Source organism: Rhizobium glycinendophyticum, from assembly GCF_006443685.1.
In the GTDB taxonomy this organism is placed as follows: domain Bacteria; phylum Pseudomonadota; class Alphaproteobacteria; order Rhizobiales; family Rhizobiaceae; genus Allorhizobium; species Allorhizobium glycinendophyticum.
On the sequence record NZ_VFYP01000001.1, the window covers coordinates 1,286,907 to 1,302,714 of the forward strand.

Annotated in this window: 8 protein-coding genes; 5 read left to right on the top strand and 3 right to left on the bottom strand. The window is 62.5% G+C overall.

Features of this window, described 5'->3' with window-relative positions:
• Positions 1–58: 58 nt before the first annotated feature.
• From FJQ55_RS06300 to FJQ55_RS06320, 5 genes are all read left to right on the top strand, one after another.
• Complete coding sequence (locus tag FJQ55_RS06300; RefSeq protein ID WP_161596956.1) at positions 59–802, top strand: phosphatase PAP2 family protein; 744 nt, start codon at positions 59–61, stop codon at positions 800–802.
• 240 nt (positions 803–1,042) lie between these two features.
• Complete coding sequence (locus FJQ55_RS06305; protein WP_140826802.1) at positions 1,043–2,596, top strand: Do family serine endopeptidase; 1,554 nt, start codon at positions 1,043–1,045, stop codon at positions 2,594–2,596.
• Positions 2,597–2,691: 95 nt separating this feature from the next.
• Positions 2,692–3,450 (top strand): response regulator transcription factor, encoded by a 759-nt coding sequence (locus FJQ55_RS06310; protein WP_281285478.1) that lies wholly within the window; start codon positions 2,692–2,694, stop codon positions 3,448–3,450.
• A 1-nt stretch (position 3,451) separates the two neighbouring features.
• Positions 3,452–4,876 carry a sensor histidine kinase gene (locus tag FJQ55_RS06315; RefSeq protein ID WP_140826803.1) on the top strand — a complete coding sequence of 475 codons (1,425 nt, stop codon included), beginning with the start codon at positions 3,452–3,454 and terminating at the stop codon, positions 4,874–4,876.
• Positions 4,877–4,933: 57 nt separating this feature from the next.
• On the top strand, positions 4,934–7,888 hold the full coding sequence (locus tag FJQ55_RS06320) for a bifunctional [glutamine synthetase] adenylyltransferase/[glutamine synthetase]-adenylyl-L-tyrosine phosphorylase (protein ID WP_140826804.1): 2,955 nt from the start codon (positions 4,934–4,936) through the stop codon (positions 7,886–7,888).
• A gap of 121 nt (positions 7,889–8,009) precedes the next feature.
• Here FJQ55_RS06320 and FJQ55_RS06325 read toward each other — a convergent pair whose 3' ends face one another.
• The 3 genes from FJQ55_RS06325 to pepN all read right to left on the bottom strand — a co-directional run bounded on the left by FJQ55_RS06325 (position 8,010) and on the right by pepN (position 15,792).
• Complete coding sequence (locus FJQ55_RS06325; RefSeq protein WP_140826805.1) at positions 8,010–10,187, bottom strand: autotransporter domain-containing protein; 2,178 nt, start codon at positions 10,185–10,187, stop codon at positions 8,010–8,012.
• A 299-nt stretch (positions 10,188–10,486) separates the two neighbouring features.
• Positions 10,487–12,880, bottom strand: a complete 2,394-nt coding sequence (locus FJQ55_RS06330) for a PAS domain-containing sensor histidine kinase (RefSeq protein WP_140826806.1) — start codon at positions 12,878–12,880, stop codon at positions 10,487–10,489.
• A 263-nt stretch (positions 12,881–13,143) separates the two neighbouring features.
• On the bottom strand, positions 13,144–15,792 hold the full coding sequence (gene pepN / locus FJQ55_RS06335; RefSeq protein WP_140826807.1) for an aminopeptidase N: 2,649 nt from the start codon (positions 15,790–15,792) through the stop codon (positions 13,144–13,146).
• Positions 15,793–15,808: the final 16 nt, after the last annotated feature.

A 15,808-nucleotide genomic window follows, 5' to 3' on the forward strand; every position in this document is an offset into this window, starting at 1 on the left:
TCTCCGCCAAATCTTGGCATTCCGGCGCAAAAACATGTTTCTCACCGAGGAACTTGTGATGCAACTCGCCAACGTAAACAACTTCGAAAAACCCGTTTCGCATGGGGCGGAAGAAAAGGCGCGCGATTTCCTTCCAGCCGCGCTTATTCTTCTCGGCTTTGTCTCCATAGTCTTTGCGGCCGTGCCGGAACTTGATCTGATGACAAGCCGGTTTTTCTGGGACGAGCAGAATGGTTTTGACACGGGGAAAAACCCGCTCCTCATCGCTTTCCGTGACATCAACAGGTTATTGCCCTGGATATTGATCGGCACGGCCACGGCGTTGCTGATCGCCAATGGCTTCATGGGACATCTGAGGCGCCTTGCTCCACCGCACAAGTTGCTTTTCGTCATCACGTTCTTCGCCATCGGCCCTGGATTGGGCGTCGAGGCGATCAAGGCGTTGGTCGGGCGAGCCCGCCCGAGGGCGCTTGAGGGCTTCGGTGGCAATGCGGTCTTCACGCCGCCCTGGGAAATCAGCGATCAATGCCTGCGCAACTCCTCATTCATTTCAGGCGAGGCGGCGAGTGCCTTTGCACTGCTGACACTCGTGGTTTTCGTCGCGCCACGATACGCAAAGATCTACCTCGCAGCCATAGGAGTGCTTGCCGCAGCCTTCTCGTTCAACCGGGTCGTCTTTGGCGCGCACTTCCTCTCGGACGTGGTCATCGGGTGGCATGTGATGTGGGTTTTGGCGCTCCTGCTCTGGCGGGTGTTCTCAAGGAGCGCATCGCAGATTGATGCCGTTTTCTGCCGCAAATGAAGCTAATTCTGCATCGTTGTAGACGGTCCGCTGCTCTTTGAAGCGCTGGTCGCTTCCATCTTGGCCTGGACTTGGATCCGCCGCCTCTGCTCGTCTTGGCTTATCCCAAAGATTACCAACAATTCATGCTCCGTACAGTTCGCCGTAACGTGACGGGTTCTATATCTCTCCTCATCCACCGCTTCCAACCACCGGACAGTCCGGTGGCTCCAGTCAGAAGAACAGATGAAGGTAGATCCCATGTCTGAGAATAACGGTCGCTCCCTCAAGTCGATCCTCAAGAATTCAACCGCTGCCGGTCTTGCTGGCCTGATGCTGGTGAGTGCAGCGCCCTTCGCCGCCGTCCCGGCTATCGCCGCCCCGGTCGAGGTCAACGCGCCGCAGGTGCCGAGCTTCGGTGATGTGGTCCAGGCCGTGCTTCCTGCCGTCGTTTCCGTCCGCGTCCAGTCGAATGTGCAGCCGGCCTCCAACGATGAGAGCAATTTCTCCTTCAATTTCGGCGGTCGCGGTTTCGACGAACTGCCGGACGATCATCCGCTGAAGCGCTTCTTCCGTGAGTTCGGCGGCCCCGGCGCCGGTCCGGAAGAAGGCCGTCCCGGCCGTCCGCCGCACGGTGACCATGGTCCCGGCCGTCTGCGCCCGACCGCCCAGGGCTCCGGCTTCTTCATCTCCGAAGACGGCTACATCGTCACCAACAATCACGTTGTCGACGATGGCGCAGCCTTCACGGTCGTGCTGAACGACGGCAAGGAATATGACGCCAAGCTGGTCGGCAAGGACAGCCGCACGGATCTCGCGCTGCTGAAGGTCGACGAGCCCAAGGTCAAGTTCACCTATGTGCAGTTTGCCGACGACTCGAAGGTTCGCGTCGGTGACTGGGTCGTTGCCGTCGGCAACCCCTTCGGCCTCGGTGGCACGGTGACCGCCGGTATCATCTCGGCTCGCGGCCGCAATATCGGCTCCGGCCCCTATGACGATTACCTGCAGATCGACGCGGCGGTGAACCGCGGCAACTCGGGCGGCCCTGGCTTCAACCTGAACGGCGAAGTCGTCGGCATCAACACCGCGATCTTCTCCCCCTCGGGCGGCAATGTGGGTATTGCCTTTGCCATCCCCGCCTCGGTCGCCAAGGACGTCATCGCCAAGCTCAAGGACACCGGCACGGTGTCGCGTGGCTGGCTCGGAGTGCAGATCCAGCCGGTGACCAAGGACATCGCTGACAGCCTCGGCCTGGCCGAAGACAGTGGCGCCCTCGTGGTTGCTCCGCAGGCGGGCTCTCCGGGTGAAAAGGCCGGCATCAAGCAGGGTGACGTCGTGACCGCCGTCAATGGCGATCCGGTCAAGGATCCGCGTGATCTCGCCCGCCGCATCGCAGCCTTTGCCCCGGATACCACCGTCGATGTGTCGCTGTGGCGTGACGGCAAGGCAACCGAAGTGAAGGTGAAGCTCGGCGAACTGCCGGCCGACCAGTCGGCCAGCGCCGAAACGGAGAACAACGCGGCGCCCGCTCCGGAAGCCGAGCAGGAACTGTCGAGCCTCGGCCTCTCCGTTCGCCCCGCTGACGGCGGCAAGGGCCTGGCGATTGTCGATGTCGATCCCGACAGCGATGCCGCCGACAAGGGCCTGAAGTCCGGCGAGACCATCACCTCGGTCAACAACCAGGAAGTTTCCTCGGTCGCCGACGTTCAGAAGGTGATCGATCAGGCCAAGAAGGACGGCCGCACCCGGGCGCTGTTCCAGGTGGAATCGGAAGCCGGTAGCCGCTTCGTGGCCTTGCCGATCAACCAGGGTTGATGCTGCAATGAACGAGGGCGCCGGCGGTCTTGGACCGGCGGCGCCCTTTTTCGTGTCCGGCGGTCCAGCCGCCACCATCAGGGAAAGGACGAAGCATGGGGATCGTGGAACAAGGACAGTCGTCCGGCGGTGAAACCGGCTATACGGTGGCAAACACCGACGCTAATGTCGCCCGCATGAAAATACTTGTCATCGAAGACGACCTCGAAGCCGCAGCCTACATGACCAAGGCCTTTCGCGAGGCCGGCATTGTCGCCGATCATGCGAGCGACGGCGAAAGCGGCCTCTTCATGGGCTCGGAAAACACCTATGACGTGATGGTGGTCGACCGCATGCTGCCGCGCCGCGACGGGCTCTCGGTCATCAGCGAACTGCGCAAGCGCGGTGTCGAGACACCGGTTTTGATCCTATCGGCGCTCGGCCAGGTCGACGACCGCGTCACGGGACTGCGGGCAGGGGGCGACGACTACTTGCCGAAGCCCTACGCCTTTTCTGAACTGCTCGCCCGCGTTGAAGTGCTCGGCCGCCGCAAGGGCAAGCCGGAACAGGACATGGTCTACCGCGTCGGCGACCTGGAACTCGACCGGCTCTCCCACGACGTGAAGCGTGCCGGCAAGGAGATCCTGCTGCAGCCGCGCGAATTCCGACTGCTGGAATATCTGATGAAGAATGCTGGCCAGGTGGTGACCCGCACCATGCTGCTCGAAAACGTCTGGGACTATCACTTCGACCCGCAGACCAATGTCATCGACGTGCATGTCTCGCGGCTGCGCTCGAAGATCGAGAAGGATTTCGACCGGCCGCTTCTGAAGACCGTGCGCGGTGCCGGCTACATGATCAAGGACGAAGGCTGACATGGGGCGCAAGCCGGCAAGGTCCAGGCTGGGCGTCGTGCTACGGTCGACGGCGGTGCGCCTTTCGGCGCTCTATATCGTCCTGTTTGCGCTCTGCGCCGCCTTTCTCGTCTTCTACGTCACGGGGCTTTCCGAGCGCATCCTGAACAACCAAACGCGCGAGGCGCTGAGCCAGGAGGTCCAGGAAATCCAGCGCGCCTTCGAGCGCGGCGGCATCAACCAGCTCTTGCGCACGATGGAACGCCGGGCCCGCCAGCCGGGCGCAAATCTCTACGTGATTGCCGGGCCGAACGGGGAAATCCTTGCCGGCAATGTCGCCTCCGTGCAGCCCGGCGTCTTCGACGAGGAAGGCTGGACGGAATTCCCATTCCGCTACGAGCGTTACAGCGACACGGGCAAGGTCAAGCGACACCTGGCCACCGCCCATGTCTTCTTCCTCGACAACGGCTTCCGCCTGATGGTCGGCAGGGATCTCGGCGAGCCGACGCAGTTGCGGCTGCTGGTGCGCCAGGCTCTGATGGTGGCGCTGCTGATCATGGGCATAGGAGCCGTGGTCATCTGGTTTGCCATCGGCCGGAACGCCTTGAAGCGCATCGACCGGGTCTCGGCCGCGAGCCAGAAGATCATGGCCGGCGACCTGTCTCAACGTCTGCCCGTTTCCGGCTCCGGCGACGAATTCGACCGGTTGTCGTCTTCACTGAACGGCATGCTGGGGCGGATCGAGCAACTGAACGAAGGATTGCGCCAGGTTTCCGACAACATCGCCCATGACCTGAAGACGCCGCTGACACGGCTGCGCAACAAGGCGGCCGATGCGCTGGAAGAGGATGATGGCGCAGCAAGGCGGGCAGCGCTCGAAACCATCATCGCCGAATCCGACCAGCTGATCCGCACGTTCAATGCGCTTTTGATGATCTCCCGCGTCGAGGCCGGATCGATTGCCGCCGAACTCACCGACATCGACATCTCAGCCATTGCCGCTGACAGCGCCGAGCTTTACGAGCCGGTGGCCGAGGAGGCGGGCCAGACGATGATTTGCGAGATCGCACCAGGGCTATCGGTTCGGGGCAATCGAGAACTGGTCGGCCAGGCGCTGACCAACCTCATCGACAATGCGATCAAGTATGGCAGCCAGGGGGAAGCCGGCTCGACAGTCCGTGTCCGCGTCTCCCGCTCGTCGGAAGGCGTCGAGATCGCGATCGCCGATGAAGGGCCGGGCGTGCCGGCGGATAAGCGCGACGAGGTCGTAAAACGCTTCGTGCGGCTGGACAAGAGCCGCTCCAAACCCGGTACGGGGCTTGGTCTTTCGCTGGTCGAGGCGATCATGGCGCTGCATGGCGGGCGGCTGGTTCTCTCCAACACCCGCGACCATGCCGATTATCCCGGCCTCACGGCAACCATGGTCTTTCCCGGAATGAAGCCCTAACCTGACACCCCTGACAGATTCGCAAGAGATCTGCAGCGAAGAGGGTGGGAGGCACGGATGGCGGAGACGACAGCAAAGCATTTGGCCGACGTGGCCGAGGGCATCATTCGGCCGCTCAACCAGACGGAGTTGAAATCGGCAACCGCGCTGATCAAGGAGATGATTCGGCAGGAGCCTGATCTCGCAGAGCACTTGTCCGCAGACGGCCCTCTTCGCAGCTTCCTGCTGTCGGCCTTCACCCTCTCACCCTATCTGCGCGAAGTGGCAAGCATCAGGCCCGATTTGCTGGTCGAGGCGCTAAAAAGCCCATTGGAACCGTTCCTCGAAGCTGCCGTGTCGGAAGCCCGCTCGGCGAGCTGGCCGGGGGCGAATGGCGCTTTGCCCACAGAAGCCGAGGTCATGGCACGGCTGCGCCGGGCCAAGCGCAAGGTCGCCTTCGTCACGGCGCTCGCCGATCTCGCCCGCATCTTTTCAGCCCGCGACACGACGGCATGGCTGACGGCGATTGCCGATGCGGCGGTGGCAGCCGCCATCGATCACCTGCTTCTGGCCGGGCATGAAGCGGGCAAGCTCTCGCTGAAGAACCGGGAACAACCGGCAGAGGGCAGCGGCCTGATCGTGCTCGGCATGGGCAAGCATGGCGCCCGCGAGCTTAATTATTCCTCCGACATCGACCTCGTCATCTTCTACGATCCCGACGCCGGCATCCTGAAGGATCCCGACGACGCGATGGAGACCTATGGCCGGATGATGCGCCGGCTGGTGCGCATCCTGCAGGAGCGTACGGCCGATGGTTATGTTTTCCGCACCGACCTGCGCCTGCGTCCTGACCCAGGCTCAACGCCGCTTGCCGTGCCCGTCGAGGCGGCACTCATCTATTACGAGGGCAGGGGCCAGAACTGGGAGCGCGCGGCCTTCATCAAGGCGCGGCCGGTGGCCGGCGATATCAAGGCGGGTGAGGGTTTTCTGCGCGAACTCGTCCCCTTCGTCTTTCGCAAATATCTCGACTATGCGGCGATCGCCGATATCCATTCGATCAAGCGTCAGATCCATGTCCACAAGGGACATGGGGCAATCGCGGTGAAGGGCCACAACGTCAAGCTCGGCCGCGGCGGCATTCGCGAGATCGAATTCTTCGCCCAGACCCAGCAGCTGATTGCCGGCGGCCGCATGCCGGATCTGCGCTGCCGCCCGACCGAGGAAGCGCTGAAGGCGCTGGCCGAGGCGCGCTGGATCGATGCCAGGACGGCCGAGGAACTCACCGAATGCTACTGGTTCCTGCGCGATGTCGAGCATCGCATCCAGATGGTGCATGACGAGCAGACCCATGTGCTGCCGGAAACCGAAGCCGAGCTGAAGCGGATCGCCTTCATGCTGGGCTTCATCGACACCACGGCCTTCTCGACCGCCCTTGAAAATGTGCTGAAGACGGTGGAGAAGCGTTACGCCCGGCTGTTCGAAAAGGAGGAGGGCCTGTCGAGCGCGACCGGCAATCTCGTCTTCACCGGCCAGAAGGACGACCCCGACACGCTGAAGACGCTGAAGAGCCTGGGTTTCGAGCGACCGGAGGATATTTCGCGAGTGATCCGCACCTGGCATTACGGGCGTTATCGCGCGACGCAATCGGTCGAGGCGCGCGAGCGGCTGACGGAAATGACGCCGGACCTCTTACGTGCCTTCGGCGAAAGCCGACGGGCCGACGAGGCGCTGCTGCGCTTCGACAATTTTCTCGCAGGGCTTCCGGCCGGCATCCAGCTTTTTTCCCTGCTCGGCAACAATCCAGCGCTCCTGGAGCTGATGGTCAACATCATGGCGGCAGCCCCCAGGCTGGCCGAAATCATCGCCGAGCGGCCGCATGTCTTCGACGGCATGCTCGATCCCGGGCTGCTGGTCGAACTTCCCACCCGCGACTATCTCGGCAAGCGTCTGAAGAGTTTCTTGTCGAGTGCCCGTCACTACGAGGAGATCCTCGATCGGCTGCGCATCTTTGCCGCCGAACAGCGCTTCCTGATCGGCATCAGGCTCTTGACCGGGGCGATCGGAGGCGCCCAGGCGGGGCGTGCCTTCACCGACCTCGCCGATCTCGTGATCGAGGCCGCACTCTTTGCCGTCATCGCCGAGATGGAGGTGGCTCATGGCAAGGTGCCGGGCGGCCGCGTGGCGCTTGTCGGCATGGGTAAGCTCGGCTCCTTCGAGCTGACGGCCGGCTCCGACGTCGATCTGATCCTGCTTTACGAACACGATGATGAAGCAGCGGAGAGCGATGGTCCAAAGCCGCTCGACACGCTGCGCTATTTCACCCGCCTGACGCAGCGGCTGATTGCGGCCCTCTCGGCCCCGACGGCGGAAGGCGTGCTGTACGAAGTGGACATGCGGCTGCGCCCCTCCGGCAACAAGGGGCCGGTGGCGACACGGCTCAGGGCCTTTGCCAAATACCAGCGCGAGGAGGCATGGACGTGGGAGCACATGGCCCTGTCGCGGGCGCGGCTGATCTGCGGTGACGAGAGCCTGATGGCGGACGCCGCGGCAATCATAACAGGGGTGCTCGCGACCGCTGGCGATGCGGCGAAGATAGCCGCCGACGTCGCCGAGATGCGGGCCCTGATCGAACAGGAAAAGCCGCCGCGCGACCCCTGGGACCTGAAACTCGTGCAAGGCGGTCTGATCGACATCGAATTCATCGCCCAGTTCCTGGCCCTGGCGGCGCCGGCACGCGGCGTGACGGTTAAAACCTCCGGTCTTTCGACGACGGAAGCGTTGAAGGCGTTGGGGGATCTGATCGACGCCAATGACCGAGACGAATGCATCGCTGCCCTGAAACTCTACACCGACCTCTCGCAGGTAATCCGACTCTGCATCGACGGCCCCTTCGATCCCGCCGCCGTGCCGGCAGGGCTCATCGACCGGGTGGTGCGGGCGGCGGAATGCCCGGATCTGAAGACCGTTGAAGCGGAGCTGAAACGGCGCGCCAAGGCGGTGCGCAAGGTATTTTCGCGGGTGGTGAAGGCGTGAGGGACGGGGCGTTCTCATTGGTCGCTCCACCCTAAGCGCTGCAGCGGATGACAAGCAAAAGGGCCGCCCGGGAAAACCGGGCGGCCCTTTTTGCCGTTCCGGATGCTGCCGGTTCCGCCGCTTAAAAATCCACCTTCCAGCCCGAACGCAGCCAGACATCGGGGTCGTCGCCTTCGGTGGTGGCGTTGAGCATGAGGGAAGCGGTGCCGCCGGCGACGGCCATTTCGGCGCCGATGCCGCCGCGCAGCCAGAGCTGTTTGACGTCCTGGCCTTCAAGATCGAAGGAGGAGAGGCCGATGATCTCGCCGCTGGTGCCGGCGGTTTCCTCCTCGAAGCGATAGGCGACTTCGGCGCGGGCAAGCAGCGTGATGGTTCCGGTGAGCGGCCTGATAGCATCGAGCCCGAGGCGGGCGATGGTCGCATGGTCGGACGCCGCGTCATAGCTCGCGGGGAAGGAGCCGCCGCTTTCCGAATAGGCATCCGTCTTGCTGTTGGTGCGCGACAGGGCCGCATAGGGGGTGAAGGCCACCTCTTCGACGGTGAAGGCATTCAGCCAGTCGAGGCGGATCTTGGCGGCATAGGTCTCCGTATCGGTCTCGCCGGTGGAATAGTCCGTGGCGGTGCCGTTGAGATAGCCGCGATTGATGTCGAGTTTGCCCCTGGAATAGTAGCCGCCGACGGTGAGGTAGAGATTGCCGGCGACATTGGCCGAGACTTCTGGAGAAATGTACCAGCCCTTGGACTGGTAATCGCCGCCCTCGTCGAGATCTTGGTCCGTATAGCTGCCACCGGCGGAGACACGCAGGGTCATGCCGTCGGATAGGCCATAGGCAAAGCCGAAATCGCCGAGTAGCAGGCCGCCATCGGACGAGGCGCCGTCGTCGTAACCGCTGTCGACGGTGCCATAGACCGATTTCTGTCCGGCTGAGAGCAGGTTGCGCATGGGGCTGCCCTGGGCGCCGAACATGATGGTATCGGCGCTGCCGATCGGCTGGGCGGTGGCGATGGAGCCGGCGTTGGAGACGGAGGAGAGATATTCCTCGAGCGTGATGATGCCGGCGACGCGGGCGATGAAGAGCTCGTAATCATAGGTGTAACCCAGGATCGTGCTGCCGTCGCTCGATACGGCGGTGGCGGCCAAGGTCACGTCTTCGGTGAGTGTGACGCCGTTGCTGCGAAGCCAGTCGTCGACGCTGATCAAGCCGTTCTCTTCGGTCCAGCGGAATGCGTGGGAGACATTGGAAGCATCGGTGGCTTCGCCCACCACGACGCTGCCGTCGTCGCTGACGTCATAGGCGTATGAATCGGTGCCACCGAGGGTGCCGAGATCAGCCATGGTGCCGGTGATGCCGTCCGAACCGACAGCCCAGCGGAAGGCATGGGCATAGGAAGACGCCGTATAGGACTGACCGACGATCACATCGCCGTCGGCACTCATCGCATTGGCCGATGACCAATTTCCGCCAAAAGTGCCGAGATCGACGAGACCGCCGGCCTCTGTCCAGCGAATGGCGTGGTAAGCCGAATAGGAGCTGTCTGTGAACGAGTAGCCGACGACGACATCGCCGTCAAAACTGACCAGGGTGGCAAGGGTGGATCCTCCAAGGCTGCCTATGTCCGTCATGGCGCTGTCGCCCAGGCTCCAGACGAAGCCGTGCGAGTCGGAATAGCCGACGACCGTGGTGCCGTCACCGCTGATGGCTGAGACGGAAGAATATGTTTCTCCGGGCAGGGTTCCGAGGTCGGTGAGGCTGCTGTCGCCGGATTGCCAGTAGTAGGCGTGCTGCGAGCCGTCGGCGGTCTCGGCGTTTCCTGCGACAGCGCTACCGTCATAGCTCACGGCCATTGCATAAGACCAGGTTCCGCCATCCAGGGTTCCGAGTTCGGTAAAGCCATCGGCCTCCGTCCAGAGGAAGGATGTCCACTTCCCGCTCTCCAGATAAGAGCCGGCAACCGTGGTGCCATCGCCACTCAAGAGGAATTCGGACATCTCGGCGCTTATGCTGTTCGGGGTCGCGACCTCACCGAGGTCGACGGTCGCGTAGCCGTCGTTGAGCGCCCCATCCTCCTGACCGAGATAGTCGGATGCCGATACCAAACCGAAGCCGCTGTACCAGCTGTCGTCACTATAGCCGACCAGCAGGACGGACAGATCGTCGCTGGCACCGAAGAGCTCGGAGTAACCGGCTTCGGCCGTGCCGGCGAGACCAAGCCCCAGCGCAAGGGCGGAGACGCTGGCGAGAAACGTGAGCCTATCCGAGGAGCGCCTTCGGGTGGGGGTTGGCCGATTTGAATTCATGTGCAGCACCGTCAGTCGATTCCGCTCTAGTGGAGAGATACAACCGGTGTCGGTTCGGTGATGCTGGCCTAAAATACAAAGTCAGTATATTAGCGCGATATTCAGAGAACCAACGGAATTAAAACGTGTTTGGACACTATAGATCCTGGCTATTTCGCTCGCCGGGGTTAGTAAATCCCATGTTCATGGGGTGTAAAACGGATCGAGACGACTGGGCGAGAGGGTGGGGCAGCGCGCACCAAAAAGCCGGATCGGGTTGCGATCCGGCTTGGTGATCTTCTGCAGTCGATCAGCCGACCTCAGCCGCGCTTGCGGCCGGCCTCGATCAGCATGGTTTCCGGGATCACGACCGAGACGACGGTGCCCTTGCGTTCGCGCGAGAGGATCTTCAACCGGCCGCCATGCATGGTGACCAGCGAGCGGGAGATGGCGAGGCCGAGGCCCGAGCCGCCATTGCTCTTGGCGTATTGGCTCTGCACCTGCTCGAAGGGGTGGCCGATCTTCGAGAGCGCGGATTTCGGAATGCCGATGCCAGTATCGGCGATGGTGATGACGACGCTGCCGCCGACCTTGCGGGCGCGAAGGGCAATGCGGCCACCCGGTTCGGTAAACTTGACCGCATTCGAGAGGATGTTGAGCAGGATCTGCTTCATCGAACGGCGGTCGGCGATCATCGCGAGTCCCGGTGCCACGCATTGCTCGATGCGGATCGCCTTGTCTTCCGCCGGGATTGCGGTGAGGCGCAAGCTCTCTTCGATCAGCGGCGACAGGTCGATATTCTCGCAGCGGATCTTCATCTGGCCTGCCTCGATCTTCGACATGTCGAGGATGTCGTTGATGACGTTCAGCAGATGTTTGCCGCTCTCGTGGATGTCCTTGGCATATTCCTCGTATTTCGGCGAGCCGATCGGTCCGAACATGCCGGCGAGAAGGATTTCGGAAAAGCCGAGAATGGCGTTGAGCGGTGTGCGGAGTTCGTGGCTCATATTGGCGAGGAATTCCGACTTCGCCTTGTTGGCGGCTTCGGCACGCTGCTTCTCGGCGAGATACTTCTCGTTGGCGTCGGACAGTTCGGTCTTCTGACGCTCCAGGATCTTCTGCGAGGCCGAGAGGTCGCCGATGGTGGCCATCAGGCGGCGTTCCTGGTCGCGCAGGCGCTCCTGGTGGCGCTTGAGAAGCGTGATATCGGTGCCGACGGAGACGAGGCCGCCGTCCCGGGTGCGCCGTTCGTTGATCTGTAGCCAGGTCTCGTCGGCAAGCTGTACTTCGGTGGTGCGCGAATTGGTGCCGTCGTCGGCATCTGCGATCCGGCGCTGAATGATCGGACGAGCGGCGGCGGCCAGCACCAGCGAGCGTTCCTTCCCCGGCACCAGCACGTCGTCCGGCAGGCCATAGACCTTCTGGAAATGGCCGTTCCAGGCCACCAGCTTGTCGTTCTTGTCCCAGAGCACGAAGGCTTCGGAGGTGCATTCGATGGCGTCGGCCAGCCGCTGGTCGGCCTCGGCGTAACGCTGGGCAAGACGATGCTGCTCGGTCACGTCCATGGCAATGCCGATGACGTGCAGGTCGCCGGTATTGGTGCAGATGATCTGCGCGCGAGCGCGCATCCAGACATAATGGCCGAGCGCATGGCGCATGCGAAAAATCTGGTCGATGTGGCGCGACTTGCCGCGACCGACGGAACGGGCCAGTGCATAGAGATTGCCATCATCAGGGTGCATCAGGCGGGCCGCATCTGCAAAGGCGAGCGGCTGGGTCGAGGGCTCTCGGCCGAGCATCTCGTACATCGATCGCGACCAGATCAGCTTGCGGCTTTCCAGATCGAAATCCCACAGACCGCAACGCCCGCGGGCAAGGGCTGCCTCGACGCGCATGTTGGATTCGAGGAAAATGTCATCGGCATCCCGAGCGCGTTTCACCTGGTGATAATAGGCATAGAGGATGACCAGCAGGATCAGTGAAATGCCGGCAAAAAGGGTGACGTTGAGCGAGATCTCGCCGCGCCAGAAATCATCGACTGCCTGCATGGAATGGGCGGTCAGAAGAAGCGCACCGTCGGCCCCGACCGGGGCAACGATGGCGTAATGCGGCTGGCCGTTGAAGACGGTTTCGATGGCGCCAGCGCCCTTGCGGCTGTCCGGGTTGACGGAGCGTCGGATGGTGGTGACTTCGGGCAGCACGGACGAGAGCATGAGGCCGACCTGGGCTGCAGCATCCGGCGAGGCGCCGAAGATGCGGCCTGCCGGGTCGACGAGCAGCACGAAAGCGCCTTCAGCGAGATGCTCGTCATCGAGATAGGTCGACAGAACGGTCTCGGCGGCAGCGCGGCTTCCGGTTTCGAAAAGGTCGGCTTTTCCGGCGAAGGCCGCTTCGGCTGTGGCGGCCATCAGCGAGGTCGACATGTGGATGGAATCCACCATGCGCTGCTGTTCGGACAGGATGCCAACGGTGCGCGCCAGCGCCACCACCGTGAGGAAAGCGAGGATCAGGACCGGGATGGACCGTCGCAGAATGGTCTCCACCGGCTGCGAGGTGCCGCTGACCTGGGCTGTCGACGCCTGCCAGCGCGGTTCTCCTGCGCCAGATGGCGGCAGATTAAACTTGCGTCCCAAATTCCCCAGATACGTCCCTACATCGGGAAACTTAGTGCGCAACCGCTCATCGGCTGCGGTCACCCGCCGCGCGTCAGACATTGTCCCTCGATCCCTCGTGTGATTCGTTAGCGCCGCTCGCCCGAATCTGACGTCAAGGAATCATGGCCGATTCGCCTTGTCCAGAGCTGCCGGATTAAGAAAACATTAACCCCTTCAAGCGACTCCGCTTTTTTTATCGCGCCTGCAGCAAGCAGCTGAATCTGATGCAGGAATCGGCGAGAGGGCGCCCTTCCATTGCCCTTAAAACGGAAAAGACGCCGATCTTGCAACCGGCGTCCACGAGATGGATCAGGAGGGCAGGATCAGCCTTTCAGGACGCGCTCGACGATGTCACGCACGTCGGTCGAAAGCGCATCAGATGCCGCGATGCTCTCGAGGGCCTTGCGGGCATGTTCGGCCCTCACGGGCTCGAGCAGACGCCAGGATCTGAGCGCGGTCAAAAGGCAAGCGGCGAGCTGCGGGTTGCGCGGATCGATGGCGAGGATCTGCTCGGCATAAAAAGCGTAGCCTGCTCCATCGGCCCGATTGAAGCCGGTCGGGTTGGAGAAGGCAAACGTGCCGATCAGCGAGCGAACGCGGTTGGGATTGGTCGGCGCGAAGTTGGCGCTCTGCATCAGACTTTTGACGCGGATCAGCGCATCGGCGCCGGGGATCGTCGCCTGGATGGTGAACCATTTGTCGAGCACCAGCGGGTTTGCCGCAAAACGCGCTTCGAAGGTGGCAAGCGCTGCCTTGGTTTCATCCGCCTCGGGGAAGCGATGGGCGAGGATGGTCAGCGCCTGCGACAGGTCCGTCATGTTGTCGGCCTTGGCATAGGCTGCTGCCGCAAGGGCAGGGGTGTCCTCGGCGATCGACAGGAAGGACAGGGCGCTGTTCTTCAGTGCTCGCTTGCCGGCGCCTGCGGCATCCGGGCTGAAGGCGCCGTTTGCGGCATGGGCGGCGTAGAGCGTGCGGAAGACCTCGGTACCGGCCTTGGCAATGGCGGATAGGACAGCCTGACGGCCGGCATGGATGGCGTCGGGATCATTGTTGCCGCCGAGTTCGCGCGCAACATCGGCTTCGCTGGGCAGTGACAGCGCCTGGGCGCGGAAGGCGGGTTCCAGCGCCTCGTCGGCAGCGACTGCGAGCAGAGCGTCGATGAAAGCGGGCTCGACTTCGATTGCGCCGCCGGCCTGGGCGGTCTTGGCAGCCGAGGTCAGGATCGGAAGCGAGATATCGGTGATCGCCTGCCAGCGGGCGAAGAGGTCGCTGTCGTGGCGGGCGATGTGGATCAGGTCGTCGTTGCTCTGCGCAAAATGCAGGGTTACGGGCGCCGAGAAGCCGCGATTGAGCGACACGACCGGGCGGCTGCCTATGCCGGCAAAGGTGAAAGTCTGAGCGCGCTCGGTGAGGTGCAGGACGTCGCCGCTGACCGTGCCGCCGGCGATTGCGGAAGCCGTGGATTCGGAGCCGTTTTCCGAGATCAGCGCGAAGCGCAGCGGGATGTGCATCGGCTCCTTTGTGCTCTGACCGGGCGTGGCGGGGATCATCTGCTCGAGCGACAGCGAGAGCGTCTTGGCGGAAGCGTCATAGGTGGAGGAGACGGTGATCTGCGGAGTGCCGGCCTGGTGATACCAGAGCGAGAACTGCTTCAGGTCTCGGCCGCTCGCATCTTCGAAGCACTTGATAAAATCCTCGACCGTCGAGGCATCGCCGTCATGGCGTTCGAAATAGAGGTCGATGCCCTTCTTGAAATCGTCGCGGCCGAGAATGGTCGCGATCATCCGGGTGACTTCCGAACCCTTCTCATAGACGGTCGTTGTGTAGAAGTTGTTGATTTCGCGATAGGTGGTCGGGCGCACGGGATGGGCGAGCGGGCCTGCATCCTCTGGGAACTGTTCCGAGCGCAGGTGGCGGACTTCGGCTATGCGCTTGACCGAGCGCGAACGCATGTCGGCCGAAAATTCGTGGTCACGATAGACGGTCAAGCCTTCCTTCAGGCAGAGCTGGAACCAGTCGCGGCAGGTGATGCGGTTGCCGGTCCAGTTGTGGAAGTATTCATGCGCGATGATCGCCTCGATATTCGCGTAGTCCTGGTCGGTCGCGGTCTCGGGATCAGCCAGAACATATTTGTCGTTGAAGATGTTGAGGCCCTTGTTCTCCATGGCGCCCATGTTGAAATCGGAGACGGCGACGATCATGAAGATGTCGAGATCGTATTCGCGGCCGAAGACCTCTTCGTCCCACTTCATCGAGCGCTTCAGCGCGTCCATGGCATAGGCCGCGCGCGGCTCCTTGCCATGCTCGACATAGATCTTCAGCGCCACCTCGCGGCCGGACATGGTGGTGAAGGTGTCTTCGACCACGCCGAGATCGCCGGCGACCAGCGCGAAGAGATAGGACGGCTTCGGATGCGGATCGAACCAGGCGGCGAAATGCTTGTCCGGTCCGAAGCCAGCGCCACCCAGGAAATTGCCGTTGGAGAGCAGCAGCGGATTGGCGGCCTTATCGGCGATGATGTTGATCGTATAGACGGCAAGCACGTCTGGACGGTCGGGGAAATAGGTGATGCGGCGGAAGCCTTCGGCCTCGCACTGGGTGCAGTAGATGCCGTTGGAGCGATAGAGACCCATCAGCTGGGTATTGGCCTCCGGATTGATCATCGTGACAACGGTGATCTCGAAGGGCGTGGATTCCGGCAAGTCGCGGATGACGAGGCTTTCCGGCGTCGCGGTATAGCGCGCGGGGTCCATCTCGATCTGGTCGAAGAGCAGGCTCGTCATGGTGAGGTCGTCACCGTCGAGCACCAGCGGGGCTTTCGCATCCACGCCTTCGCGCCGGTGGAAGATCAGACGCGCTTCCACCTTGGTTTCGGTCGGGTCCAGTTCGAAGGTCAGATCAACCCGTTCCAGAACAAAGTCGGTGGGGCGGTAGTCTGCCAGATGAACGATCCGGCCCGTATCTGTGCGCATTGTATATCCTGGTCGC

Excerpts from the sequence above, each read along its gene's own strand:
- FJQ55_RS06300 (WP_161596956.1), top strand. The coding sequence starts at position 59 with ATGCAACTCGCCAACGTAAACAACTTCGAAAAACCCGTTTCGCATGGG.
- FJQ55_RS06315 (WP_140826803.1), top strand. The coding sequence starts at position 3,452 with ATGGGGCGCAAGCCGGCAAGGTCCAGGCTGGGCGTCGTGCTACGGTCG.
- FJQ55_RS06330 (WP_140826806.1), bottom strand. The coding sequence starts at position 12,880 with ATGTCTGACGCGCGGCGGGTGACCGCAGCCGATGAGCGGTTGCGCACT.
- FJQ55_RS06310 (WP_281285478.1), top strand. The coding sequence starts at position 2,692 with ATGGGGATCGTGGAACAAGGACAGTCGTCCGGCGGTGAAACCGGCTAT.
- FJQ55_RS06325 (WP_140826805.1), bottom strand. The coding sequence starts at position 10,187 with ATGAATTCAAATCGGCCAACCCCCACCCGAAGGCGCTCCTCGGATAGG.
- FJQ55_RS06305 (WP_140826802.1), top strand. The coding sequence starts at position 1,043 with ATGTCTGAGAATAACGGTCGCTCCCTCAAGTCGATCCTCAAGAATTCA.
- FJQ55_RS06320 (WP_140826804.1), top strand. The coding sequence starts at position 4,934 with ATGGCGGAGACGACAGCAAAGCATTTGGCCGACGTGGCCGAGGGCATC.
- pepN (WP_140826807.1), bottom strand. The coding sequence starts at position 15,792 with ATGCGCACAGATACGGGCCGGATCGTTCATCTGGCAGACTACCGCCCC.